Origin of the sequence: Streptomyces sp. NPDC096323 (genome assembly GCF_040302845.1) — a bacterium.
GTDB lineage: Bacteria > Actinomycetota > Actinomycetes > Streptomycetales > Streptomycetaceae > Streptomyces.
The window spans coordinates 23141-49971 of record NZ_JBEOSI010000018.1; the positions used below are offsets into that span (position 1 = coordinate 23141).

Genomic DNA, 26831 nt, shown 5'->3' on the forward strand with positions numbered 1-26831 from the left:
CAGCGGGGCCCCGGCGGCCTGAGCGCCGGGCTGTCCGTCCCGTTGTCAGTGGCAGCGGGTACTTTTCTCGCATGGGGACGCACGGGAAGCACCGCACACATCTGGTCTGGGACTGGAACGGCACTCTGCTCGACGACATCACCGCGGTGCTCGGCGCGACGAACGCCGCGTTCGTCGAGGTCGGCGTGGCGCCGGTCACCCTGGAGCAGTACCGCGAGATGTACTGCGTCCCGATACCCCGGTTCTACGAGCTTCTGATGGGCCGGCTGCCCACGGAGGCCGAGTGGGAGCGGATGGACGGGGTCTTCCACCGCCACTACACCGAGCAGCGAGAGGGCTGCGGGCTGACCGAGGGGGCCGCCGAGCTGCTCGCGCAGTGGCAGCAGGCCGGCCGGAGCCAGTCACTGCTGAGCATGTACGGGCACGAGCACCTGGTCCCCGTCGTGCGGGGATACGGCATCGAACGCCACTTCATACGCGTCGACGGGCGCACCGGGCCCTCCGGCGGCAGCAAGGCGCAGCACATGGAACGGCACTTCGCGGCGCTGGACGGGATATCCCCGCAGTACACGGTGGTCATCGGTGACGCCGTGGACGACGCGGTGGCCGCCGCCCACGTCGGAGCCAGAGCGGTTCTCTTCACCGGTGGTTCGCACAGCCGGACCAGTCTGGAGGCGGCCGGGGTGCCCGTCGTGGACACCCTGGCCGAGGCCGCGGCCCTTGCCCAGCAGCTGAGTGAGTAGCCGACGGCCCGTGGGGCGGGCCCGGGCTAGCCGGCCGGACGACTCAGGTGACCGGGGCCTTGGTGCGGAGCACGGTCAGGAATTCGCGCATCCAGGCCGAGTGGTCCGGCCAGGCGCGGGACGAGACCAGTGTGCCGTCCACGACGACCTCGGTGTCCTGGAAGGTGGCCCCGGCCGTCTCCATGTCCGGTTCCAGTGCGGGATAGGCGGTGACCCGGCGGTTCTTCAGCGCGCCGGTCGCAGCCGTCATCAGCGGACCGTGGCAGATCTGGGCCACCGGGCGGTCCGTGTCGAAGAACGCCGAGAGGATCGTCCGCAGGTCGGCATCGTTGCGCAGGTATTCGGGGGCGCGGCCGCCCGGAACGACCAGGGCCACGTAGTCGTCCGGATCGACCTCGGAGAAGGCCAGGTCGGCGGGCCAGGTGTAGCCGGGCTTCTCGGTGTAGGTGTCGAAGCCGGGCTCGAAGTCGTGGACCACGAAACGCAGCGTCTTGCGCGAGGGGGCGGCGATGTGGACCTCGTACCCCTCCTCGCGCAACCGCTGGTACGGGTAGAGGACCTCGAGGGACTCGGCGGCGTCGCCGGTGACGATCAGGATCTTCGGTGCCATGACGGGGCTCCCCACGGTGCGTAGGACGGTTCCGACTGCCGGTACCAGAGTGCGGCAGACAGGGCCCGTGCGCTGTCCAGAGTGTCAAAGTTCATGGCCTTCTTTTGTACACATGCGGCTCGTGACGATGACGGGGGCGGGCGAGATAGCCTGGACCCCGTGATCAGCGCGATAAGCCTCGGGGGCAGCGAAGCCCCCGGCCTGCGCCCGGAGTGCCACAGCACCCGGGCCATGACTGATCCCCTCAGCCCGGGCCGACTGCCAAAAATGGCCGATAAGGCCCCGGGCTTCTCTCATAGCGGCATAGCGTCGACTCAGACCGGAAACCCCGTGTCGCGGCGGTACGTCGCCTTTTTCACCTACGTCACGCAACGGCGCGCGACAGGAGCCAGAGGACATGCAGACCAAGCTGGACGAAGCCAAGGCCGAGCTGCTCGCACGGGCTGCCCAGGTAGCTGACATCAGCCCGGGCGGTGGTGTCGGTGGCCCGGGCGGTGCCCCCCGGGTGCACGTCGCGGCCACCGGGGCCGACGACGGCACCGGGGCCGTGCAGGAGCGTCCGCGTCAGGAAGCACTGCTCGCCTATCTCCAGCGCTATTACCTCCACACCGCTCCGGAGGACATCGCAGGCCGGGACCCGGTCGACGTCTTCGGCGCCGCCTCCTCCCACTACCGGCTCGCGGAGATGCGCCCGCAGGGCACGGCCAACGTCCGGGTGCACACCCCGACCGTCGAGGAGAACGGCTGGACCTGCAGCCACACGGTCGTGGAGGTCGTCACCGACGACATGCCGTTCCTGGTGGACTCTGTCACCAACGAGCTGTCCCGTCAGGGCCGCGGCATCCACGTCGTGATCCACCCGCAGGTCATCGTCCGCCGTGATGTGACCGGCAGGCTGATCGAGGTCCTCACCGAAGGCGTCGGCATCTCGACGGGGCCGCAGACCGGCCGCAAGAACGCCAAGGGGGCGAAGGACGCCAAGGCGGAGCTGCCGCACGACGCGCTCGTCGAGTCCTGGATCCACGTCGAGATCGACCGCGAGACCGACCGCGCCGACCTCAAGCAGATCCAGGCCGACCTCCTGCGGGTCCTGTCCGACGTACGGGAGACCGTCGAGGACTGGGAGAAGATGCGGGACGCCGCGCTGCGCATCGCCGACGACCTGCCCGGCGAGCCGCTCGACGAGCTCGCCGACGACGAGGTGAACGAGGCCCGGGAGCTGCTGCGCTGGCTGGCCGCCGACCACTTCACCTTCCTCGGCTACCGCGAGTACGAACTGACGGACACCGACGCGCTGGCCGCCGTGCCCGGCACCGGCCTCGGCATCCTGCGCTCCGACCCGCACCACAGCGAGGACGAGGCGCACCCGGTCAGCCCCTCCTTCGACCGGCTGCCCGCCGACGCCCGGGCCAAGGCCCGTGAGCACAAGCTCCTCATCCTGACCAAGGCCAACAGCCGGGCGACCGTGCACCGCCCCAGCTACCTCGACTACGTCGGCGTGAAGAAGTTCGACGCCGAGGGCAACGTGATCGGCGAGCGCCGCTTCCTCGGCCTGTTCTCGTCCGCCGCCTACACCGAGTCCGTGCGCCGGGTGCCCGTCATCCGCCGCAAGGTCGCCGAGGTGCTGGAGGGCGCGGGCTTCTCGTACAACAGCCATGACGGCCGCGACCTGCTGCAGATCCTGGAGACGTACCCCCGCGACGAGCTCTTCCAGACGCCGCCCGACCAGCTCCGCTCGGTCGTCACGTCGGTGCTCTACCTCCAGGAGCGGCGCCGGCTCCGGCTCTACCTGCGCCAGGACGAGTACGGGCGCTACTACTCCGCGATCGTCTACCTGCCGCGCGACCGCTACACCACCGGCGTGCGCCTGCGGCTGATCGACATCCTCAAGGAGGAGCTGAACGGCACCAGCGTCGACTTCACCGCCTGGAACACCGAGTCGATCCTCTCCCGGCTGCACTTCGTCGTCCGGGTCGCTCCCGGCAGCGAGCTGACCACCCTCACCGACGCCGAGGCGGACCGGATCGAGGCCCGGCTGGTCGAGGCCGCCCGCTCCTGGGCCGACGGCTTCCAGGAGGCGCTGGGCGCCGAGTGCGGGGAGGAGCGCGCCGCCGAACTGCTGCGCCAGTACGGTCACTCGTTCCCCGAGGGCTACAAGGCCGACCACTCGCCGCGCTCCGCCGTGGCCGACCTGGTCCACCTCGAAGCCCTCAAGCACGACGGGAAGGACTTCGCCCTCAGCCTGTACGAGCCGGTCGGCGCCGCCCCCGGCGAGCGCCGGTTCAAGATCTACCGCAGCGGCGAGCAGGTCTCCCTGTCCGCCGTCCTCCCGGCGCTCCAGCGGCTCGGCGTCGAGGTCGTCGACGAGCGCCCGTACGAGCTGCGCTGCGCGGACCGCACCCAGGCCTGGATCTACGACTTCGGGCTCCGCATTCCGCAGGCCCTGGCCAACGGCGGATACCTGGCCGACGATGCCCGCGAACGGTTCCAGGAGGCCTTCGCCGCCGTGTGGACCGGCGCGGCGGAGAACGACGGCTTCAACGCGCTGGTGCTGAGCGCCGGACTGAACTGGCGGCAGGCCATGGTGCTGCGCGCCTACGCCAAGTACCTGCGCCAGGCCGGATCCACGTTCAGCCAGGACTACATGGAGAGCACCCTCCAGAACAACGTCCACACCACCCGGCTGCTGGTCTCGCTCTTCGAGGCCCGGATGGCGCCGGAGCGTCAGAGCGCCGGTACGGAGCTGACCGACGGCCTCCTCGAAGAACTCGACGGAGCCCTGGACCAGGTCGCCTCGCTCGACGAGGACCGGATCCTGCGGTCCTTCCTCACCGTCATCAAGGCCACGCTGCGCACCAACTTCTTCCAGCGTGCGGAGAGCGGCGAGCCGCACGGTTACGTGTCGATGAAGTTCGACCCGCAGTCCATCCCGGACCTTCCGGCGCCCCGTCCGGCGTTCGAGATCTGGGTCTACTCGCCGCGCGTCGAGGGCGTCCACCTGCGCTTCGGCAAGGTCGCCCGCGGTGGCCTGCGCTGGTCGGACCGGCGCGAGGACTTCCGTACGGAGATCCTCGGCCTGGTCAAGGCGCAGATGGTGAAGAACACCGTCATCGTGCCGGTCGGCGCGAAGGGCGGCTTCGTCGCCAAGCAGCTCCCCGACCCGGCCGCGGACCGTGACGCCTGGATGGCCGAGGGCATCGCCGCGTACCGCACCTTCATCTCGGCGCTGCTCGACATCACCGACAACATGGTGGCCGGCGAGGTCGTGCCGCCCAAGGACGTCGTACGGCACGACGAGGACGACACCTACCTGGTCGTCGCCGCCGACAAGGGCACCGCGAAGTTCTCCGACATCGCCAACGAGGTCGCCGTCGCCTACGGCTTCTGGCTCGGTGACGCGTTCGCCTCCGGCGGCTCGGCCGGCTACGACCACAAGGGCATGGGCATCACGGCCCGCGGTGCCTGGGAGTCCGTCAAGCGGCACTTCCGGGAGCTCGGCCACGACACGCAGACCGAGGACTTCACCGTCGTCGGCGTCGGCGACATGTCGGGCGACGTGTTCGGAAACGGCATGCTGCTCTCCGAGCACATCCGGCTCGTCGCGGCCTTCGACCACCGGCACATCTTCATCGACCCGAAGCCGGACGCCGCGACCTCGTACGCCGAACGGCGCCGTCTCTACGACCTGCCGCGCAGCTCCTGGGCCGACTACGACAGGGCGCTGATCTCCGCGGGCGGCGGCGTCCACCCGCGCACCGCCAAGTCGATTCCGGTCAACGCGCACATGCGCGAGGCGCTCGGCATCGAGGCCGGGGTCACGAAGATGACGCCCGCCGACCTGATGCAGGCCATCCTCAAGGCCCCCGTCGACCTGGTGTGGAACGGCGGCATCGGCACGTACATCAAGTCCTCAGTCGAGTCGAACGCGGACGTCGGCGACAAGGCCAACGACGCCATCCGCGTCAACGGCGAGGATCTGCGCGGGAAGGTCGTCGGCGAGGGCGGCAACCTCGGCGCCACCCAGCTCGGCCGCATCGAGTTCGCCCGTAACGGTGGCCGGATCAACACCGACGCGATCGACAACAGCGCCGGCGTGGACACCTCCGACCACGAGGTGAACATCAAGATCCTGCTCAACGGCCTGGTGCGCGACGGCGACATGACGGTCAAGCAGCGCAACAAGCTGCTCGCCGAGATGACCGACGAGATCGGCCACCTGGTGCTGCGCAACAACTACGCGCAGAACACCGCGCTCGCCAACGCCTGCGCCCAGGCGCCCTCGCTGCTCCACGCCCACCAGCGCTTCATGCGCCGGCTGGGCCGCGACGGGCACCTCGACCGGGCGCTGGAGTTCCTGCCCACCGACCGCCAGATCCGCGAGCTGCTGAACGCCGGCAAGGGGCTCAGCCAGCCCGAGCTGGCCGTGCTGCTCGCCTACACGAAGATCACGGCGGCGCAGGAGCTGATCGGGACGAGCCTGCCGGACGACCCGCACCTGCAGAAGCTGCTGCACGCCTACTTCCCGACGCAGCTGCGCGAGCGGTACCCGGACGCGGTCGACGGGCACGCGCTGCGGCGCGAGATCATCACCACGGTGCTGGTGAACGACACGGTCAACACCGGTGGTTCGACCTTCCTGCACCGGCTGCGGGAAGAGACCGGCGCCTCGATCGCCGAGATCGTGCGGGCCCAGTTCGCGGCCCGGGAGATCTTCGGCCTCGGTGAGGTGTGGGACGCCGTCGAGGCACTCGACAACAAGGTCGCCGCCGATGTGCAGACCCGGATCCGGCTGCACTCGCGCCGGCTCGTCGAGCGCGGCTCGCGTTGGCTGCTCGGCAACCGGCCGCAGCCGCTGGAGATCGCGGAGACGATCGACTTCTTCCGCGACCGCGTCGAGCAGGTCTGGGCCGACCTGCCCAAGATGCTGCGGGGCGCCGACCAGGAGTGGTACCAGTCGATCCTGGACGAGCTCACCGAAGCGGGTGTCCCGGACGCGCTCGCGCAGCGCGTCGCCGGGTTCTCGTCGGCCTTCCCGGCGTTGGACATCGTGGCGATCGCCGACCGTACGGGGAAGGACCCGCTGTCCGTCGCCGAGGTGTACTACGACCTCGGGGACCGGCTGGGCATCACCCAGCTGATGGACCGGATCATCGAGCTGCCGCGGGCCGACCGCTGGCAGTCGATGGCCCGTGCCTCCATCCGCGAGGACCTGTACGCGGCGCACGCGGCGCTCACGGCCGATGTGCTGAGCGTGGGCAACGGGTCGTCGTCGCCGCAGGAGCGGTTCGAGGCGTGGGAGGAGAAGAACGCGGCGATCCTGTCGCGGTCGCGCTCCACGCTGGAGGAGATCCAGGGGTCGGACGCGTTCGATCTGGCGAATCTGTCGGTGGCTATGCGGACGATGCGGACGTTGTTGCGGACGCACGTGTAGGTGTGGGGGCGAGGTGGCTGCCGGTGCGGATCGGTGGCCGCCTTGCCTTTGCCCTCAATCGCCGGACGGGCTTGGTTTGCGGGGGCGGGCTCGGGTTGCCGGGGTGGGCTGGAGTGCCAAGGTGGGCTGGAGTGCCGGGCGGGCCTGGGATGACGCTATTTCTTGCCCGTGAAGCGCTCGTACGCCGCTACGACTTCCTTCGCCGGGCCGTCCATGCGCAAGGTTCCCGCCTCCAGCCACAGTGCTCGGTCGCAGGTTTCGGTGATCGACTTGTTGTGGTGGCTGACCAGGAAAACCGTGCCGGCCTGCTCGCGGAGTTCGATGATCCGTTCCTTGCTGCGCCGCTGGAAGCGGGCGTCGCCCGTGGAGAGCGCCTCGTCGATCAGCAGGACGTCATGGTCCTTGGCGGCGGCGATGGAGAAGCGGAGCCGGGCGCCCATGCCGGAGGAGTACGTGCGCATGGGGAGGGTGATGAAGTCGCCCTTCTCGTTGATGCCGGAGAAGTCGACGATGCCGTCGTAGCGTGCGCGGATCTCCTCGCGGCTCATGCCCATCGCGAGCCCGCCGAGCACGACGTTGCGCTCGCCGGTGAGATCGCTCATCAGCGCCGCGTTCACGCCGAGCAGCGACGGCTGGCCCTGGGTGTGGACGCGGCCCTTCGTGGCGGGGAGCAGTCCGGCGATCGCCTTGAGGAGGGTCGACTTCCCCGAACCGTTGGAGCCGATCAGCCCGATCGCCTCCCCCTTGTACGCGGCGAAGCTGACCCCCTTCACGGCGTGCACCTCGCGCACCCCGGGGGTCCGGCGGCGCGAGACGATCCGGCTCAGGGCCGAGGTGGCGCTGCCCTTGCCGGTGCGGGCGCCGTTGACCTTGTACGTGATGTGGACGTCGTCGACGACGACCGTCGGCACCGCGGAATCCGTGCGCTCAGCCACGTCCGTAACTCTCCTCTGCCTGCCAGAAATAGAGGAACCCGCCCACTCCGCACACCAGCGCCCAGCCGGTGGCGACGGCCCACACGTGCGGCGGGAGCTGCGCACTGTGGAAGCTGTCGATGAGGGCGAAGCGCATCAGGTCGATGTAGACGGCGGCCGGATTGATCTCCAGCGCCAGCTTCGCCAGGTACGGCACCCGGTCGCCGGCCAGGCTCGCGTCGAGGCTCCACATGACACCGGAGGCGTACATCCAGGTGCGCAGGATGAACGGCATCAGCTGGGCGATGTCCGGAGTCCGGGCCGCCAGCCGGGCGAAGACCATCGAGACGCCGGTGTTGAAGACCGCCTGCAAGGCCAGGGCCGGCACCGCAAGCAGCCAGGAGGGGTGCGGGAACTGGCCGAACGCCAGCATGATCAGCACCAGGGCGCCCAGGGAGAAGAGCAGCTGCTGGAGCTGTTGCAGCGCCAGTGCGATCGGCAGCGAGGCCCTCGGGAAGTGCAGTGCCCGCACGAGGCCGATGTTGCCGCTGATCGCACGGGTGCCCGCGGTGATCGAGTTGCTGGTGAAGGTCCAGATGAAGACGCCGGTGACCAGGAACGGGACGAAGTCGCTGACGCCCTGCTTGGTCCTCATCAGGACGCCGAAGATGAAGTAGTAGACCGTCGCGTTGAGTAGCGGGGTCATGATCTGCCAGATCTGGCCGAGCTTCGCCTGGCTGTACTGGGCGGTGAGCTTGGCGGTGGCGAACGCGGTGATGAAGTGCCGCCGCCCCCACAGCTGCCGTACGTACGCAGGCAGTGCGGGGCGCGCGCCGCTCACGGTCAGCCCGTGGCGGGCGGCGAGGGCGGCGAGCTCGCCCGGGGCGTGGACGGGCGGGAGGAGGGCGGGCGGGGAAACGGGCGGCGGGGCGTCCGCCGGGGCCGGTGCTGTTGTCTGGCTCACCACGATCGCTTTCGAGGGAAGGCGGGAAGGCGGAAACACATCCAGGCGACGGGACGGGTCCGTATCGTCGTAACGCCGAGGGTAGGACGCCAGGGCGTCGCTACGCAACCGTTTCGTCGTCGCCCACTATGATTCGGCCATGACCACCGACCCGGGAAGCCGCCGCCGTGTCCCCGCCGGAGCCGCCGTGCTGCGCGAGGACGTGACCGATGCGATCCGCAGCGCGGTCTTCGAGGAGCTGGCCGCGGTCGGTTTCGCCCGGATGTCCATCGAGGGCATCGCCCGGCGGGCCGGCGTCGGCAAGACCGCGGTCTACCGCCGCTGGAAGTCCAAACTGCACCTGGTCCTGGACCTGGTCTCCGCCGTCGCGGCCCAGGGCATGCCGGCCCCCGCCACCGGTTCGCTGTACGGGGACGTCCGCGCCGTACTCGAACTGGCCGCGTACGCCCTGCGCCACCCGCTCGCCTCCCAGGTCATCCCGGACCTGCTGGTCGAGGCCGCCCGCAGCCCGGAGATCTCCGACACCATCAAGGCCGCCCTGCTCGACCCGCAGCAGGGCATCGCCGCCGTGGTCGTACGGGACGCCGTCGCCCGCGGGGAACTGCCGCAGGACAGCGACCCGGACCGCGCCCTCGACCTGATCGTGGGGCCCCTGTACTGGCGGCTCGCGGTCGTCAGGGGCGAGCTGCCCGCGGGCTATCTGGACGACCTGGCGGCCTCGGCCGTGGCGGCCCTCACCCGCCGACCGTAGGCGGGGCGGCCGTGCGGCGGCGGCCATCCGCGTCAGCACGCATGACCGCGACATCACTCGTTGGGGACCGTAACCGGTGACCCCCGGCCGTTCACGGGGTTGAGCCATACGGATAGCCAGGCCCCCGATGAACGGACGTGCTCACCATGCCGCCACGGCTCAGTGTCGTTGTCCCCGTCCACAACATGGAACTCTTCCTGACGGACTGCCTGAAGTCCCTCGCGGAGCAGACCCTCACCGACCTCGAAGTGGTGATGGTCGACGACGGGTCCACCGACGACAGCGCGGCCCTGGCCGCCGGGTTCGCCGCCGAGGACGAGCGGTTCCGGCTGATCAGCCAGCAGAACGGCGGACTGGGGCACGCCCGCAACACCGGTGTCCGCAACTGTGACCCGGAGAGCCGCTACCTCGCCTTCGTCGACAGTGACGACGTCGTCCCGCCGCGGGCGTACGAACTGCTGGTCGGCGCCCTGGAGGAGACCGGCTCGGACCTCGCCTCGGGCAACGTGCTGCGACTGCGGGCCGACGGCAGGCTCCAGCAGTCGCCCATGTTCCGGGCGCCGATGGCGACCACGCGGCTGCGCACCCACATCTCCCGCGACCGGGAACTCACCGCCGACCGGATCGCCTGCAACAAGGTCTTCCGCCGTTCCTTCTGGGACGAGCACGCCTTCGCCTTCCCCGTCGGCGTGCTCTACGAGGACATCCCGGTCGTGCTGCCCGCCCACTTCCTGGCCGGCTCCGTCGACATCGTCAAGGACCCCGTCTACCACTGGCGGGACCGCCCCGGCTCGATCACGGCCGGCCGGGCCGTCGCCCGCGGCATCCGCGACCGGGTCGCGCACGTCCAGGGCGTCTGCGCCTTCCTGGCGGAGAACCGGACGGCCGCCGACAAGCACCACTACCAGGCCCATGCCCTCGCCAACGACCTCTGGTACTTCATGGAGGTCCTGCCCGACGGCGACGACGCGTACCGCGCCGCCTTCCTGACGCACACCAACGCGTTCCTCGACCAGGTCGGCACGGCGGTGCTGGACGGGCTCCCGCTGCGGCTGCGGCTGATGTGGCACCTCGTGCGCGAACGCCGGACGGAGGAACTGCTGGCCCTGCTGGCCTTCGACAAGCGGGAGCCCGGCGCGTTCGCCGTACGCGGTGTGCGCCGCCGGCGGGCCGCCTACCCACCGCTGACCCGGCCGGTGCCGGGACGGGTGCTGCGGGCCGACGGCCGCGATCTGCCTCTGGTCGCCCGGCTGCGGGACGTCAGCTGGCAGGACGGCAAGCTGCATCTGAAGGGGTACGCGTACATCCGCAACCTCCCCACTTCCTCGGGCACCTCCGAATTCCGGGCCGGCTGGCTGCGGGCGGGCCGGCGCCAAGTGGTCCCGCTCCGCCTGCGCAGGACCACTGAGCCGGAGGCCACCGCACGCTCCCGGCAGAGCCTGCACGACTACGACCGCTCGGGCTTCGAGACGGTTCTCGACCCGGCGAGGCTCCGCATCACCCCGGACGGCCCGGCGGGTCACGTCACCTGGCGCCTGGAGCTCGGCGTCGCGAGGAACGGCCTGCTGCGCCGCTCCGCTCCCAGCACCGCCGAGGCCCCCGTCGCGCCGCCCGTGCACCGGCCGGACGGTGACCACCGGATCGTGCCGGTCTTCGACGCCGACCGGCTGGTCGTGCACGCCGAGCGGATCGACGCACGCTTCGAGACGCACCGCGCGGGCGAGAGTGCCGACGGGTCGCCCGCCGTCGTCGTCGACGGCATGCTCCGCAACCGGCTCGCAGGCCACGACCTTCGGCTAGGCCTCACCCACCGCCCCTCCGGCACGGCCCTCGAGTGCCCGGTGACGCTGCAGGAGGACGCCACGTCCTCGGCGACGGGCTGGCGGCGCTTCACGGCCACGGTCCCGCTCGCCGCCCTCCTGGACGCCCGGCCGGATTCCACCGAGGGGCGGTCGGGCATCCCGTACAGCGTCCATCTCCTGGGCCCCGGCGGCCGCCGGACCCCCATCGATGTGCCCGGGCCCGTCCCGCCGGGCCGATACCCGCTCGCACCGGCCGGTGACGAGCCCCGCGAGCTGGGTCTCACCGTGAGCGCGCGCGGCAATCTGCTGATCAGCGACCGCCCCGTCCAGCCCGCCGTCGAACTGGCCGCCTGGACGCAGGACGGAAAGCTGCTCCTGGAGGGCACGTTTCCGGGCGACCCGGGACGCACGGTCGAACTGGTGGCCCGGCACAGCGGGCATCACGAGGAGGCCGTCCTTCCCGTCGCGTTCACCGGGCCGCGGGACGAGCGGCGGTTCAGGGCCGAACTGCGGCCGGAAGCCGTCGAGATGGGCGGGGGCGGCGAACTGCCGCTGGGGGAGGGCAACTGGTACTTCTTCCTCCGCGAGAAGGGCGCCACCGACGAGACCCGTGACGCGGCCCTGCGCCTTCCGGCCGCCGTCCACCACACCCTGCCCGCGGCCCGCACCCTGGCAGGCCGTGCGTACGTCATCGAGCGGCGCTTCCACGACCAGCTGCTGCTGAGCTGCGCACCCCCGCTCCCGGCCAGGGAGCGCGGCCCGCGCGCCCGGCGGCTGCTCAGCGACGCCTACGCGGCACAGCGCACCGCCGCACTGCGCGAGACCGTGCTGTTCAGCAGCTTCGACGGCCGCCAGTACTCGGACTCGCCGCGCGCGGTCCACGAGGAGCTGACCCGGCGGGGGACCGGCCTGGAGCACCTGTGGGTCGTGCGCGACCGGCAGGCCCGTATCCCGGCCGGAGCCACCGCCGTCGAGCACGGTTCGGCCGCCTGGCACGAGGCGCTGGCCCGCAGCCGGCACATCGTCACCAACACCCAGCTGCCCGAATGGTTCGAGCGGCGCGAGGGCCAGAGTGTCGTCCAGACCTGGCACGGCACCCCGCTCAAGCGCATCGGCCTCGACCTCGCCGGCACCGCCCAGGCCAACCGCGCCTACATCGCCACCCTCGTACAGCGCGCCCGCCAGTGGAGCTTCCTGGTCTCCCCGAGCACATACGCGACCCCCGTGCTGCGCCGCTCCTTCGGCTTCGAGGGCGAGGTCCTGGAGTGCGGCTATCCCCGCAACGACCTCTTCCACGCCCCCGACCGGACCAAGGTCGCCGCGGCGGTACGGGAGACCCTCGGGATCCCGGACGGCAAAAAGGTCGTGCTGTACGCGCCGACCTGGCGCGAGGACCGGCCGGCCAACCGTGGCCGCTACGCCATGGACCTGCGGCTCGACCTCGCGGCCGCCGAGCGGCAACTGGGCCCGGGCACCGTCCTGCTGGTACGCCGTCACTACCTGGTCAGCGACCGGCTCCCGGACAGCGGCACGGGATTCGTCCGCGACGTCTCGCGCTACCCGGAGGCCGGTGAGCTGATGCTGATCAGCGACGCGCTGGTGACGGACTACTCCTCGATGATGTTCGACTTCGCGCAGACCGGCCGCCCGATGCTCTTCCACACCTACGACCTCGCGTACTACCGCGACACGCTCCGCGGATTCGCCTTCGACTTCGAGTCCCGGGCCCCCGGCCCCTTGATCTCGGACTCCGGGGAGCTCATCGAGGCACTGCGCGACCCGGTCCTGGCGACCGCGGGACACGCGCAGGCGTACGAGGCGTTCCAGCGGGACTTCTGCGATCTCGACGACGGCCGGGCGGCCGTACGGGTTGCCGACCGGATGCTGGAGGCCGCGGCCGCTGCCGCACCACCGCGGGGTGACGCGGTGGTGGACGCGGATTGACGCACGAACGGTCCGCACTGCGTGAACCGTTCGAGTGATTCGGAGAATGTGGCATTCGCACGGATGCGCAGGGAATCCGAGCCGTGGGCCGGATAAGTGTGTTCATCGGTGCGCTGTCCGGCGTCGTGAGGTTGCTACGTTCTGTTTTCATGGGTATCCGAATGTGGTGCGAAACCTGGGATGTGCGACGGGCCCGAGCCGCTGTACTCGTTGCCGCGGCGATCGGCCTCCTCGCGCGCACGCTCATCGCGGCGAACGTGCCGGGACCCGCCGATGTGCGCTTCTTCCAGGGATTCGCCGAGGCCATCGCCGTACACGGCCCCATTCGCATCTATGAGCAGCAGCTGCCCCATCTGCCCGTTTACAATCACCCGCCGCTGGCCGGCTGGATGCTGCTGGGGCTGAACGGTATTTCGGAATGGGGGATTTCGTTCGCCACGCTGATCAGATGGCCTGCGTCGATCGCCGATTTCCTCTGCGTCCTGCTGGTGTTCGAAATCGTCCGCAGGCGTGCCGCGCTGCGCACCGCGGTGCTGTGCGCGGTCGGCGTGGCCGTCAGCCCGGTACTGATCGCCACGTCCGGCTACCACGGCAACACCGACGCGGTCGCCGTCATGTTCGCCCTGGCCGCCGCCCACCTGCTGGCCGACCGCAAGGCCCCGCTCGCCGCGGGAGCCGCCGCGGCGCTCTCGATCAGCGTCAAGTTCATCCCCGTCGTGGCGGTCCCGGCCCTGCTCGTCGCCGCGCTGCGGGGCGGCCGGCCGGTCCTGGTCCGCTTCGCCGCCGGGTTCGCCGCCGTGTTCGCGCTCGTGTGGGGGCCGGTCCTGGTGACCGTGCCGCAGGACCTCCAGCGAAACGTGCTGGAGTACGCGGGCGGCGGCTATCGCTTCTGGGGGCTGATCCGCTTCGCCGACGTCTTCGGCCTGCCGGATTCCGCCATCTCCTTCATGCAGGGCGGCGGCCACTTCCTCTTCGTCCTGCCGTGCGTGGCCGCCGGAGCCTGGCTCGCCCGGCTGCGGCCCGCGCAGCTTCCGGGCGTCGTCGCCTTCACGCTCGGCCTGCTGCTGCTCCTGTCGACCGCCTCCGGACTGCAGTACCTGACCTGGGCGGCGGCCGGAATGTTCGTCCTCGGGCTCCCGGAGGGGCTCGCGTTCAGCGCTGTGCTCGGGCTGACCGCCGTCCTCGGCTACAGCGGACGCTCCTCCGTGCGCTGGAGCGAGCCGTTGCTGTACGTGGGCGCCGCCGGCTGGATCGTCCTCGCGGCCGGACTGGCCACCGGCGTCCGCCGCCTCCTCGCCACGCGGCCGGACGGCGACCCGGCCGGCCGCACCGGGCGGTCGCGGCTCTCCGCTCCCCCCGCCTCCCAGCCCTCCCAGCCCTCCGAGTCCGCCGTCACCTGACCGCGGGCCCGCCACCGTCCCCCTCCCCGACCCCAGCACCGACCGCAACTGGAGAACGCCCCGTGAAGGAAAGCCCGAGCCCCAGGATCGGCATCCTGGTGGTCGCGTACAACGCCGAGACCACGCTGGAGAACACCCTCGACCGCATTCCGGAGGACTTCCGGCCCCGGGTCGACGAGATCCTCATCCTCGACGACGCGAGCCACGACGCGACCTTCACCGCGGGCTGCCGCTGGTCGCAGGCCGAGGGAATGCCGCGGACCGTGGTGATGCGGCACACCAAGAACCTCGGATACGGCGGCAACCAGAAAGCCGGATACGCGCTGGCCGCCGCCCACGGACTCGACATCATCGTGCTGCTGCACGGCGACGGACAGTACGCCCCCGAATTCCTCCCCGAGATGGTCGCACCGATCGAACGCGGCGAATGCGAAGCCGTGTTCGGATCGCGGATGATGAAATCCGGCAGCGCCCTCAAGGGCGGAATGCCGATGTACAAGTGGCTGGGCAACCGCATTCTCACCCGGCTGGAGAACGGGCTGCTCGGATCGGAGCTCACCGAATTCCACTCCGGCTACCGCGCCTACAGCGTCGAGGCGCTGAAGAAGCTGCCCATCGACCGGAACACGGACGCCTTCGACTTCGACACCCAGATCATCGTCCAGCTGCTGAACGCGGGAATGCGGATCAAGGAGATCCCGGTCCCCACGTACTACGGCGACGAGATCTGCTACGTCAACGGCATGAAGTACGCGAAGGACGTCGTCAAGGACGTCCTCGAATACCGGCTGGCGGTGAAGGGGTTCGGCACCTGCGCCTGGATCCCCAAGCCCGTGGAGTACGCCTTCAAGGAGGGCGACGGCTCCTCGCACGCCGTCATCCTGGAGAAGATGCGGAAGATGCCGCCCGGCCGGGTCCTGGACCTGGGCTGTTCCGGCGGGCTGTTCGCGCAGCGCCTCGAAGCCCTCGGCCACGAGGTGACCGGCGTGGACTACGTCGAGGTGCCCGGTGTGCGGGACAGGTGCACCCACTTCCATCTCGCCAACCTGGAGGAGGGGCTGCCGGCCGGGATCGGCACCGGCTTCGACTACGTCGTGGCCGGAGACGTCATCGAGCACCTCTCCCGCCCCGAACGGGTGCTCGCCGAGGTCGCCACCGTGCTGCGGCCGGGCGGCGAAGTGCTGCTCTCCGTGCCGAACTTCAGCCACTGGTACTCACGGCTGCGGGTCGCGCTCGGGGCCTTCGACTACGACCGCCGCGGCATCCTCGACGAAACCCATCTGCGCTTCTTCACCCGGGCCAGCCTGCGCCGCACCGTGCGCGCCGCCGGCTACGACGTCCTGGACATCGCCTCGACCGGGGCGCCGTTCTGGTCGCTCCTGGGCCGCGGGCCGCTCGCCGCCGTACTCGGCGGGATGTCGAGGCTGCTGACCCGTATCCGGCCGACCCTGTTCGGCTATCAGCACGTCGCACTGCTCACCCCGCATGCGGCCGAGACGATCATCGCTGGAGAGCACGTCGATGTACAGGACATCCTCAACCGACCGTACGCACCCGCCGACAACGTCGGCGTCTGAGGCGACGATCCCCGAACCCACCCCCGCCCCGGCGTCCGAGTCCCGGGCCGCCGCAGTCAGGAGCAAGGCCTTGACCCTCCCCAGTCTGATCCTGCTGCTGTTCGCCGTCTTCTCGTCGGCGGGCGGCCAGATCATGCTCAAACACGGGATGAAGGGCGCCGCTGCCACCGCGGGCCGGGACGGCGGTTCCGTCGCGATGCGCGCCGCCACCAGCCCCTGGGTCGTGCTCGGCCTGGTGGTCTTCGCGGTGTCGGCACTCGCCTGGATGTCGACGCTGGCCAAGGTGCCGCTCTCCATCGCCTATCCGTTCAACGCCCTCGGCTATCTGCTGATCGTGGGCGCCGGGGCGACGGTGCTGCACGAGCGGACCTCGATGTGGACCTGGGGCGGCTCGCTGCTCGTGGTGATCGGGCTCGCCACGGTCATGGCGGGCCAGCAACGCTGAGCCCGCACGTGCTGAGGGGCCCGCCGCGGCGGGCCCCTCAGCACATGCGCGTCAGACCGTCTCCGGCTCCTCGCCCAGCAGCACCCGCCGCACCACGCGCTCGGCGGCCCGGCCGTCGCCGTACGGGCAGAAGCGGGCCCGGAACGCCGTCAGGAGCTCCCTGCTCGCCGGGCTGTCCCAGCCGCCGTCGGTGAAGATCCGGGCCAGCTCGTCCGTGGTCGTCGCCACGGCCCCCGGGGTCTCGCCGGGCCTGCCGGACAGCAGGTCGAAGACGACACCGCGGACCGTGCGGTACGTCTCCCAGTCCGGGGCGTGCACCACGATGGGGCGGTTCAGGTGCGCGTAGTCGAACATCACCGACGAGTAGTCCGTGATCAGCGCGTCGGCCGCCAGGCAGAGGTCCTCGATCCGCGGATGGTCGCTGACGTCGATGACCGACGGGCTCGCGGGCAGCCCGGCGCCGCCGTAGAAGTAGTGCGCCCGCACCAGTACGACGGTGTCCGGGCCGACCGCCTCGCAGAACCGTTCCAGGTCCACGCGGCTGGTGTAGGCCGCCTCGTAGTCGCGGTGGGTGGGCGCGTACAGCAGGGCGCGCTGCCCGGGCCGGATACCGAGGCCCTCGCGGACCACCCGGACCTGCTCGGCGGTGGCCGTCGCGAGGACGTCGTTGCGCGGGTATCCCGTCTCCAGGCTCCGGGCGGCGCCCGGGTAGGCGCGGGCCCAGACCTCCGTGGAGTGCGGATTGGCGGAGACGCTCCAGTCCCACCGGTCGACCCGCTTGAGCAGCCGGTCGAAGTTCAGCCCCTGGGCCGCCGCCGGATAGTCCTGCTGATCCATGCCCATGATCTTCAGCGGGGTGCCGTGGTGCGTCATCACATGGACCTGGCCGGGGCGCTTGACCACGTGGTCGGGGAAGTTGACGTTGTTGAAGAAGTACGTGGCCCGGGCCATCGTCGCCCAGTAGCGGCGGGTTCCGGGCACCACGTGGTCGATGCCCTCCGGCACCGAGTCGACCTGGTTCCTCGAGACCACCCACACCCCGCGCACCCCCGGCGCCAGCTCCCGCGCCTTGCGGTAGACGGCCTCCGGATTGCAGCTGACCCCACGGTTCCAGTACGCGGCGTAGACGGCGAGCCCGCGGTCCAGCGGGAGCTTGCGCTGCCACCAGTAGTAGCGCTTGCTCAGGCTGCGCTTGGCCCGGTCCCGCACCGCGTCCGGCGCAGCCTTCAGCCCGCGGCGCAGGGCCAGCGCCGTGTCCAGGGCGCCGAGCGCGGCGTACCGGCCGCCGCCGATGAGCCGGGGGCGCAGGCCGCGTGCGCCGCCGGGGAAGCGGTGGCCGACGGGCCGGTACGTACGGTGGAAGGCGGCGACGGAGCGTACGTACCGCCGACGCCGGCGCGTCACCGCCGGATAGCCGGACAGCAACTCCTGGACGGCCCGTTCGAACAGCATCGGCTGGACCGGGAGCAGCCGGGGGCGCTCGCGGAGGAACTCCATCAGCCCGGCGTAGGCCTCGACGAGTCCGGCGGGTGACGCGTCCGGCGCCGCCTCGTCGTCGAGTCCCGGCAGATAGCGCTGCTGGCGGTGCTCGACGCAGGCGACGGGCAGGACGGCCACGGACTCGGCGGCGGCGACGGTCTGGAGGGCGTAGATCCGCTCCCCGTGCCGCCCCGGTCCGAAGGCCAGCTTCTCGCCCTCGTGCAGGGTGCGGCGTACGGCACGGTTCCAGGACACCGGGGCGATGTCGAGAAGCGCGGACTGTCCCGGAGCCGCCAGCGGGCCGTCGGAGAGCTCGCCCAGCCGCTCCAGCGACCTGCTGGGCCGGGTGCGCCCGCGGAACGGCCGCTTGTGGTGGCCGAACAGCAGCAGTTCGGGGTCGCCTGCGGCCCCGAGCCGGTCCGTCACGGCTTCCAGGGCGTCCGGCAGGAGGACGAAGTGCGCCTCCAGGAACAGCAGATAGTCCCCGACGGCCCGCTCGGCCCCGGCGTTGCGGCACCCGTCCGGACCCGCGCCCTCCGGGAGGTGGATGGCCTGCATCCGGTCGTCCCGGGCGGCGAACTCGTCGAGCAGCAGCCCCGAACCGTCCGGCGCCCCGTCGTCGACGCCGATCACCTCGATGTCGGCGAACGACTGGGAGAGCACCGATTCCAGGCATGCGCGCAGACTTCCCCGGGCGCGGCGGACGGGGATGATGACACTCAGGCGGGGCATACGGACTCTTTCTCGGACACAGGCGGGCGGAACGGCAGTACCGGGCACCGCGCGACGGGACGCACGCGCCGGGGTGAGGGCGGGTACCTGCGTAAACGTCCGATGGAGTGACAGAGTTACGCCTGACCGCCTCGACCAAGCGAAACGCCGGGCAGGGGCAGTCCTGTTCGAGTGAACAGAACTGCCCCTGCTTGACGGGCGGGTGTGCGATCGCCAGCGCGCGATACAGGTGGTTACTCGACCGCGCCGGCCGCCCGCTACTTGACCGCGCCCGCCATCACGCCGGAGACGAACTGGCGCTGGAAGGCGAAGAACACCGCGAGCGGGATCACCATCGACACGAAGGCGCCGGGCGCCAGTACGTCGATGTTGTTGCCGAACTGCCGTACCTGCTGCTGGAGCGCCACGGTGATCGGCGGCGACCCGGAGTCCGCGAAGATCAGCGCGACCAGCATGTCGTTCCACACCCAGAGGAACTGGAAGATTCCGAGCGAGGCGATCGCCGGTCCGCCCAGCGGCATCACGACCCGGGTGAAGAGCCGGATCTCGCCCGCCCCGTCGAGCCGCGCCGCTTCCAGCAGCTCCCGCGGGATCTCCGCGAAGAAGTTGCGCAGCAGGAAGATCGCGAACGGGAGCCCGAACGCCGTGTGGAAGATGATCACGCCGAACGTCGTCTCGAAGATCCCGACCGCGCCGAAGAGCTTGGAGACCGGGATCAGGGCGACCTGCACCGGGACCACCAGCAGCCCCACGACCAGCAGGAACCACCAGTCGCGGCCCGGGAACTCCATCCAGGCGAAGGCGTATCCGGCGAGCGAGCCGATCACCACGACCAGGACCGTCGAGGGAACGGTGATCATGACCGTGCTGAACAGCGAATCGGTGATCGTCGAATTGTCCAGCAGCCGGGAGTAGTTGTCGAAGGTCAGCTCCGAGGGCACGGTGAAGACCTTCCACCAGCCGGTGGCCGCGATCCGGTCCGCGCTGCGCAGCGAGGACAGCATCAGCCCGATGGTCGGCATCAGCCAGAACAGGGCCACCAGGACGAGGAAGACCCGCATCGCGCCGCCGCCGGCCGCGGCCGCGAGCCGTGCGCCGAGCGAACGCCGCGCCTTCACCGCACCGGTGCCCGGGGCGTCGCCCCGTCCGGCGGGGGCGGCCGTGGCCGAGGGCGTCGTCATCGGCGCCCCTCCTTCCGTATCCGCCTGATGTTGAAGAGCATCACCGGGATCACCAGCAGCAGGAGGAGTACGGCGATGGCGCTGCCGATCCCCAGATCCGCGTCCGTGCCGAACGAGGACCGGTAGAGCTGGAGCGCCAGCACGTTCGCGTCGTCCTGCGAGGAGCCCGGCGCGATGATGAACACCAGGTCGAAGATCTTCAGTACGTTGATCATCAGCGTCACCAGCACCACCGCGAGGACCGGGGCGAGCAGCGGCACGGTGATCCGGCGGAACACCTGCCACTCGTTCGCCCCGTCCACCCGGGCCGCCTCCAGGAGTTCGCGCGGCAGGCCCGCCAGGCCGGCCGCGATCAGCACCATGGCGAAGCCCGCCCACATCCAGACGTAACTCCCGATGATGCCGGGTGTCACGAACGACGGACCGAGCCAGTCCACCCCGTTGTACGGCTCCTTGAAGTTCGACGCCGGAAGCCGGAGTTGGGCGCCGTCCGCCGAGGCGGGAAGGGTGAACACCCCGTCGGCGCCCGCCGTGGCGGATGCCACCACCTTTCCGTCCTTGACGGCCTCCACCTTGATGCCCTTGAGCCCGAGCTCCTTGGCGTCGATGACGTTGGGCTTTCCCCCGCCGCCCTTGGTGAAGTCCAGCCACGCGGTGCCGGTGATCTTCCCGTCGCCGGCCGGTGCGGCAGAGCGGGCCGGCTTCGCGTCGGCGGGCATCTTCGCGGGCAGTACCCCGACCAGCGGCAGCTGGACCGGCTCCCCGGCCCGTACCGGCGCCTTCGTCACGAAGGAACCACCGCCCGCCGCCTCGAGCGGATGGACGGGCAGCGGATGCGCCCTGGGGAAGCCCGCCGACTCGGCGAACGTGTCGTGCACGCCCACCCACACGGCGTTGGCGACCCCGCGCTCGGGGGCCGCGTCGTACACCAGCCGGAAGATGATGCCGGCGGCGAGCATCGAGATCGCCATGGGCATGAAGACGATCAGCTTGAACGCCGTGCCCCAGCGGATCCGTTCCGTCAGCACCGCGAAGATCAGCCCGAGCGCGGTCGAGATGGTCGGCGCGAAGACCACCCAGACCGCGTTGTTCTTGACCGCCGTACGGATCGTGTCGTCCGTGAACAGCGCCTTGTAGTTGTCGAAGCCGGCGAATCCGGTGCCCGCCTGGTCGAAGAACGACCGGTATACGGAGTACACGATCGGATACACCACGAGCGCGCCGAGCAGGACCAGCGCGGGCAGCAGGAACAGCGCCGCGATGACCCTGCGGGTGCCGGTCACGCTCCTGCGTCCCTTGTCGCTGGGAGGCTGCCCGGAGACCGGCCTCCTGGGGGCGGGCACCGAGGGCCCGCCGGACCGTTGCGTGTCGGCGGGGAGCGCCTCGTCGGCGCCCCCCGCTGCGGCTGTCGTCATCGCGTCAGCTCTTGTACGCCTTGGCCGCGTCGGACTCCAGTTTCGCCTGGGTCCCCGCGATGTCCTTCGGGTTCTTCAGGAAGTCCTGGAGGGTCTTCCACTCGCCCTTTCCGGGCGTCCCGCCGAACGACTGCGGAGCCTGGTCGGACATGTCGAACCGCACGGCGTCACCGGCCGCGACCAGCGCCTTCGCCATGGTGCGCTGGACCTCGTTGGGGTACGCGGCAGCGTCCAGGGCCTTGTTCGGCGAGATGAACCCGCCCTGCTCCGCCCAGATCTTCGCGGCGTCCGTGGAGGCCAGCCAGGTCAGCAGGGCCTGGGCTCCCTTGCCGTCCTTCAGCGCCACCGCCGCGTCTCCGCCGGTCACCACCGGCGACTCCGCGCCGACCGCGGGGAACGGGAACACCTTGGCGTCCGTACCGATCTTGGCCTTCGTCTGCGCGATGTTGACGCCGACGAAGTCGCCCTCGAAGACCATGGCGCCCTTGGGCTGGGCACCGCCGGTGAAGGTCTGGGTGACCGAGGCGGGGAACTCCGTCTGCAGCGCGCCGTCGGCGCCGCCGGCGATCAGGGACGGCTTGCCGAACAGCTGCGCCAGCGTGGTCAGGGCGTCCTTGACGGACGGGTCCGTCCACTTGATCTTGTGCTGGGCCAGCTGGTCGTACTTCTCCGGGCCCGCCTGCGAGAGGTAGACGTTCTCGAACCAGTCGGTGAGCGTCCAGCCGTCCGCGCCGCCGACCGAGACCGGGGTGACGCCGGACGCGGACACGGTCTCCGCCGTCGCCAGGAAGTCCTTCCAGGTCTTCGGCTCACTCGCGCCGGCGTTCTCGAACGCCTCGGCGTTGTACCAGATCAGGGACTTGTTGGCGGCCTTGAAGTACACGCCGTACTGCGCGCCGTCCACTGCTCCGAGGTCCTGCCAGACCTGGGAGTAGTTTTTGGCGAGCTGGGCCTTCGCCTCGGCTCCGACCGGCTTGGCCCACTTCTTCTCGACGGCCTGCTTGATCGCGCCGACCTGCGGGATCATCGCGACGTCCGGCGGCTGGCCGCCCGCGATCTTCGTACCGAGGAAGTTGACGATCGGGTCCTGTGCCGGCACGAACGTCACCGTCGCGCCCGTGCGCTTCTCGAACTCCTTGAGGACCTTGACGAAGTTGGCCTGCTCGGGCCCGGTCCACACCGCGGCGACCGAGATCTTCTCGCCGTCCAGTTTCGGTAATACGACGCTCGGCGCGGTGTCCGTCCCCTTGGACGGGCCGCCCCCGTCCTTCGACTCCTTTCCGCCGTCACCGTCGTTGCCGCAGCCCGTGAGGGCCAGCGCGCCGATGGCGGTGAACACCAAGGCGGCCCTGCGAATCGGAAGAGTTGTGCGCATCCCTGCCCCGTTCTCCTGTGCGCGTGCACGGACCGGCACCGGCCGGAGTTCCGACGGTGCCGCTCCCTTGTCACGTCGTCCTGTGCGCACAGTCCTACGCCCGGCGTCCGGGTGCCGCAATACCAACATCGGGCCCAACTCATTGATCGTGATGGGCTCGTGACGTGAGGTCATGGTGGGTATGAGGGGAGGAGAGGCGGTGGGCCGTGTGAGGGGCCCACCGTCCCTCAGTGGTGCGCGGGCGCCAGCGGAGGCAGCCGTTCGGCGTTGACCGAACGGGCCGCCCGCTCCAGCGCGCTGGCCAGCAGCGCGAGGTCCGTCGGCCCGTTGCCCAGCTCGCGGACCGGCCGACGGGTGGGCGGATCGCCCATCCGCTCCCACTCCAGCGGGACGACCGTGGGCCGCAGCGTCGCCGTACGCGGGATGCGGCCGGTCACCCGGCCGCCCTGGAACGGCGTCACCCGCCCGTCGGGATGGCCCAGCCGCCCACGGCCCGGCGCCGGCTCGTCCGGCGAGGGCGGCACGACGGGCGGGTCCAGCACGACGCGCAGCCGCGCCCCGCGGGCCAGTTCGGTGTCCTCCGTGCGGTCCGGGCGGGCGGATGCCGCGACGAGGTGGATGCCGAGCCGCCCGCCGTCCCGGGCCACGGCCTCCAGTGCCCGTACGACCGAACCGGCGGCCGGCCGGCCCGGACTGCCCAGCGCCGGGGCGATCAGGGCGTCGAAATCGTCCACGAGCACGACGAGCCGGGGCAGCGGCGAGGGGCCGGGGTCCGCCGCCCGCGCGGCGGCGGGCCGCAGCCGCAGGGTGCCGCTCATCGTGGAGTCGATGTCACCGCGCTGCTCGGACGGGCCGGGGGAACGCTGCCCGACCATCCGCTGCGCCACCGCGTACCGGCTGTGCCAGTCGGCGAAGTCCAGCCCGCCGAGGAGCTCGGCCCGCCGCTTCACCTCACCGCCCAGCGCCTGCGCGAACTCCCGCATCCGGACCGGGTCGGATGCCACCAGGTGCGTGAACGTGTGCGGGAGTTCGGTGCAGGGGCGCAGACTCTCGCCGCGCTCGCCGCCCGCCCCGTCGACCAGCAGGATGCCGAGCCGGTCCGGCCGGTCGGCGGCGGCCAGCGACGCGGCGACCGCCCGCAGCAGTTCCGTACGGCCACTGCCGGCGGGGCCCTCGATGAGCAGGTGCGGCCCCTCCTCGGCGAGATCCACGCTCACGGGGCCCCGGGGCCCGGCCCCGAGCACGATGACGGGCCGCCCGGCGGCGCCGGCGGGCGTGGCCGTTGCCGCCGGCGCGCTTGCCGTCGACTCGGCACCGCGCGCGGCGACCTGGGGGGCGTCACTCTGGCGCGGACCGCTGACCCGGTTCGATGAGCGCCCCGATCCGGCGCTACGCAGGCTGTCGGCGCCCTGGACGTCTCCGGCCCCTGCCCCTGCCCCTGCCCCGTCCCAGGAACGGGTGTCGGAACCCGGGAGGGTGCGGGAACTGGGTGTGTCCCCGGGCGCTCCGTCGTGACGCTGCGTTCCTGCGCGGGGGTAGGGGGTGCGGCCGGATCCGGTCGCGGTGGTGTCGGGGTACGGGGTGCGGCCGGAGGCCCGGTGCGGCACACCCGCGTGGGTGTCGTTGCTGCTGCTGCGGGGGTACGGCGTGCGGCCGGACCCGGTGGTGTCGGGGTACGGCGTGCGGCCGGAGGTCTGGGTGCGGTCGTCGTCCGTGCCCAGGGTTCCGCCGGTGTGGGGCGGCGGGTCGGCGGGGGTGCGCTGGGCGCCGACGCGGGGGCCGGGGTGGGCGGTGCGGGCCGAACCGCGGGCATCGTCGGCCGTCGCTCCCGAACCGGCCGCCCAGCTGCCCGAGCCACGGACCGTCGCCCCCGGCTGGGCGTCCGCGGCCGAGGCCCAGCGGGCCATCAGTGAGGCCGGAGTGGCCCGGGCCAGGCCCAGCTCGTCCAGGAGGCGGGCGGACGGCGGGAGCGCCACCACCGCGCGGTGGCCCGGCAGCGCGGCCGACCCCTCGGCGCGCAGCGGGGCCAGGGCCCGGGCGAACCGCTCCGCCCAGTGCGCCGACACCGCGTCCACCGTGGCCACCGTTCCGTGCCCGGCCGCCCGGCCGCCCGCGGTCCGCAGCAGCCGCAGGGCCGTCGCCACATCACCGCTGAGCATGGCCACGGCCCCGCACTCACGGAACGCGATCGAGGCATGGCAGGCCGCCTCGTACGTCGCGGCGACCGGCGAGGTGGGCGTGGCGGCCGGGGTCTCCGCCAGACAGATCAGATGGATGCCCGCCGCCGCACCGGCCGCGGCCAGCCGGGCGGTGTTCTCGCGCAGGACCGCGGAACCGGGGTCGCCGTCGACGACCACCACGGTGAACGGACCCTCGTACTGACGGGCGGCCTCGGCGACCGTACCGGGATCGAGGCTCGCCCAGCCGGGGCCGAGCGGGCCCTCGTCCAGGCGGCGCACCAGCTCCGTGGTCCGGGCGACCGCCTGCTCGCGGTCGTACGCCAGGAGGAGCCGGCAGTCCTGGCCGTGCATCGGCCGCAGATGCGGCAGCCAGCCGAGCCAGGACCACGCGCGGCGCCGCTCGTCCGTCCCGCGCGCCCGGTCCGTGCTGATCAGCACGATCTCCAGATCGGCGGGGGAGTGCAGCGCGGCCAGCTGGGCCACGGCGGAGCGGGCGAGTCCCACCAGTCGCTCCCGCGGGCCGGCGAGGCCGAGCGAACCGGCTTCCCGCAGCCCCACCGTCACCGGCACGGCGGGCAGGTCGGCCCGCTCGGTCGTACCCAGCCGGACCACCAGCGCCTCCGGGTGCGCGGTGTCGCGCTCCCACAGCCGGGGGCCGGGACCGAGCGCGGTCAGCAGGACGGAGGCCGGGTCCGGCCAGGTGCCCTCGGGGGCGGTGGGCAGCGCGGTGAACGTCGGGGCGGGGACCGGGGGGCCGGCCTCGACGGGCGCGCTCTCGTGCACCGGATCGCCCTTGCCGCCCGCGAGCCGCCGGGCCCAGGCGCCTATGCCGCCGCGCCGGGGCGAGCCGTCGTCCACCGCCCGGCCGGTACGCCCGGAGCCGGAGCCGGAGCCGGAGCCGGAGCCGGAGCCGGAGCCGGAGCCGGAGTGCGGCCGTGCCGGGTGCCGCCCGTCGGGATCCGTCGAGCGCTCGTGTTCATGGGCGGGGTCCGGCCCGGCGTACTGCTCCGGTTCGCCGTACGCGGGTCCGTAGCCGTGGTCCGGGGTCACCGGGTCGGTGGCCGGTGCCCTGGCCACCCGCAGATGGCCCTCGCCGTCCGGCGCCGACTCCAGCGTCGGAGTCCGGGCGCCGGAGGTGAGCCGGAGGGTGGACTCGCCGAGCCGGAGGAGCGCGCCGGGGTTCAGCCGGACCGGGCGGTCGCGGACGTCCGCGCCGTCCAGCGATGTGCCGTTGGTGGAGCCGAGGTCGGTGACGGAGACGCGGCCCTCCGGAGAGACCGTCACCGCGCAGTGCAGTCGGGACACGTCCGGGTCGTCGAGCGGGACGTCGGCGTCGGCGGAGCGGCCGATCCGGATCTGCCCGCCGTGCAGCAGGTGGACCCCGCCCGCGTCCGGACCCGCGATCACGTGCAGCTGGGCCGGGACGGCGTCGTCCGGCGCCTCGTCCTCGCCCGGCACCTGGAGCGAGAGCACCGCCCCGTCGATCAGGGGCGGCTCACCGAGCGCGCACCGCTGCGCGTCGAGCCGTTCCCGTCCGGCGAACAGCACCACCGCACCGCTGCCCAGGGAACCGTCGGGCCCCGAGACGGAGGCGGCCAGATGGGACGCCACGGCGGCCAGCGCCGTCCCCGCGGGGGCGGTCACCAGCACGTCGCAGGCGCGCGCCGGGGTCTGGCCGCTGGGCGGCGCGAGGACGGTCAGCCGGATCTGCATCGCCGTCAGCGGTCCCTTCTGCGCGCGGTGCCCGGCAGGGGAACGCCCTGTGATTCCCCCCACCCGGCACGGACGCGTCGTCCGGTACAGGTTCGTCACGTACCGCAGAGCTCCCGCCCCCACAGTTCCGTGCTGGAGGCATCCTCGCACCTGCCACTGACAACACGCCCGGGGG

At 71.6% G+C, this 26831-nt stretch carries 15 protein-coding genes; 7 read left to right on the forward strand and 8 right to left on the reverse strand.

Translation table 11 applies throughout. The annotated features are described in order from the left end of the window. The first annotated feature begins 71 nt into the window (after positions 1-71). Entirely contained in the window at positions 72-743 is a 672-nt protein-coding gene (locus ABTX18_RS34640; protein ID WP_352126772.1) for an HAD family hydrolase, read from the forward strand. Between the two features lie 43 nt (positions 744-786). On the opposite strand, the gene ABTX18_RS34645 is transcribed toward ABTX18_RS34640, so the two are convergent. Beyond that, positions 787-1353, reverse strand: coding sequence for a DJ-1/PfpI family protein (locus tag ABTX18_RS34645; protein WP_352126773.1), 567 nt, complete (start codon positions 1351-1353; stop codon positions 787-789). Between the two features lie 397 nt (positions 1354-1750). Here ABTX18_RS34645 and ABTX18_RS34650 point away from each other — a divergent pair, with 397 nt between their 5' ends. Then, the gene (locus ABTX18_RS34650) at positions 1751-6784 is read left to right on the forward strand and encodes an NAD-glutamate dehydrogenase (RefSeq protein WP_352126774.1); all 5034 of its coding nucleotides are present in this window, start codon (positions 1751-1753) and stop codon (positions 6782-6784) included. A gap of 155 nt (positions 6785-6939) precedes the next feature. Here the strand turns inward: ABTX18_RS34650 and ABTX18_RS34655 are convergent, their stop codons facing one another. Further along, positions 6940-7719: an ABC transporter ATP-binding protein gene (locus ABTX18_RS34655; RefSeq protein WP_352126775.1), complete on the reverse strand. Its 780-nt coding sequence runs from the start codon at positions 7717-7719 to the stop codon at positions 6940-6942. After that, a complete protein-coding gene (locus ABTX18_RS34660; protein WP_352126776.1) occupies positions 7712-8665 on the reverse strand; it encodes an ABC transporter permease in 954 nt (317 codons plus the stop codon). Before ABTX18_RS34660 ends, ABTX18_RS34655 begins: the two co-directional genes overlap by 8 nt. A gap of 136 nt (positions 8666-8801) precedes the next feature. On the opposite strand from ABTX18_RS34660, the gene ABTX18_RS34665 reads away from it, so the two are divergent. The 5 genes from ABTX18_RS34665 to ABTX18_RS34685 all read left to right on the forward strand — a co-directional run bounded on the left by ABTX18_RS34665 (position 8802) and on the right by ABTX18_RS34685 (position 16581). Continuing rightward, complete coding sequence (locus ABTX18_RS34665; protein WP_352126777.1) at positions 8802-9413, forward strand: TetR/AcrR family transcriptional regulator; 612 nt, start codon at positions 8802-8804, stop codon at positions 9411-9413. A 137-nt stretch (positions 9414-9550) separates the two neighbouring features. Continuing rightward, positions 9551-13159 carry a bifunctional glycosyltransferase/CDP-glycerol:glycerophosphate glycerophosphotransferase gene (locus ABTX18_RS34670; protein ID WP_503061262.1) on the forward strand — a complete coding sequence of 1203 codons (3609 nt, stop codon included), beginning with the start codon at positions 9551-9553 and terminating at the stop codon, positions 13157-13159. Positions 13160-13320: 161 nt separating this feature from the next. After that, positions 13321-14559 carry a glycosyltransferase family 39 protein gene (locus tag ABTX18_RS34675; protein WP_503061263.1) on the forward strand — a complete coding sequence of 413 codons (1239 nt, stop codon included), beginning with the start codon at positions 13321-13323 and terminating at the stop codon, positions 14557-14559. Positions 14560-14621: 62 nt separating this feature from the next. Then, complete coding sequence (locus ABTX18_RS34680; RefSeq protein WP_352126780.1) at positions 14622-16136, forward strand: methyltransferase domain-containing protein; 1515 nt, start codon at positions 14622-14624, stop codon at positions 16134-16136. Positions 16137-16206: 70 nt separating this feature from the next. After that, complete coding sequence (locus ABTX18_RS34685) at positions 16207-16581, forward strand: DMT family transporter (RefSeq protein WP_240802753.1); 375 nt, start codon at positions 16207-16209, stop codon at positions 16579-16581. Between the two features lie 51 nt (positions 16582-16632). On the opposite strand, the gene ABTX18_RS34690 is transcribed toward ABTX18_RS34685, so the two are convergent. The 5 genes from ABTX18_RS34690 to ABTX18_RS34710 all read right to left on the reverse strand — a co-directional run bounded on the left by ABTX18_RS34690 (position 16633) and on the right by ABTX18_RS34710 (position 26656). Further along, a complete protein-coding gene (locus ABTX18_RS34690) occupies positions 16633-18792 on the reverse strand; it encodes a bifunctional glycosyltransferase/CDP-glycerol:glycerophosphate glycerophosphotransferase (protein WP_352126781.1) in 2160 nt (719 codons plus the stop codon). 257 nt (positions 18793-19049) lie between these two features. Next, positions 19050-19973, reverse strand: coding sequence for a carbohydrate ABC transporter permease (locus ABTX18_RS34695; RefSeq protein ID WP_206309562.1), 924 nt, complete (start codon positions 19971-19973; stop codon positions 19050-19052). Then, entirely contained in the window at positions 19970-21388 is a 1419-nt protein-coding gene (locus ABTX18_RS34700) for a carbohydrate ABC transporter permease (protein WP_352126782.1), read from the reverse strand. The genes ABTX18_RS34695 and ABTX18_RS34700 overlap by 4 nt, the downstream gene beginning before the upstream one ends. 4 nt (positions 21389-21392) lie before the next feature. Next, positions 21393-22763, reverse strand: coding sequence for an ABC transporter substrate-binding protein (locus ABTX18_RS34705; protein ID WP_352126783.1), 1371 nt, complete (start codon positions 22761-22763; stop codon positions 21393-21395). Between the two features lie 227 nt (positions 22764-22990). Beyond that, positions 22991-26656: an FtsK/SpoIIIE domain-containing protein gene (locus ABTX18_RS34710; RefSeq protein WP_352126784.1), complete on the reverse strand. Its 3666-nt coding sequence runs from the start codon at positions 26654-26656 to the stop codon at positions 22991-22993. Between the last annotated feature and the right edge of the window lie 175 nt (positions 26657-26831).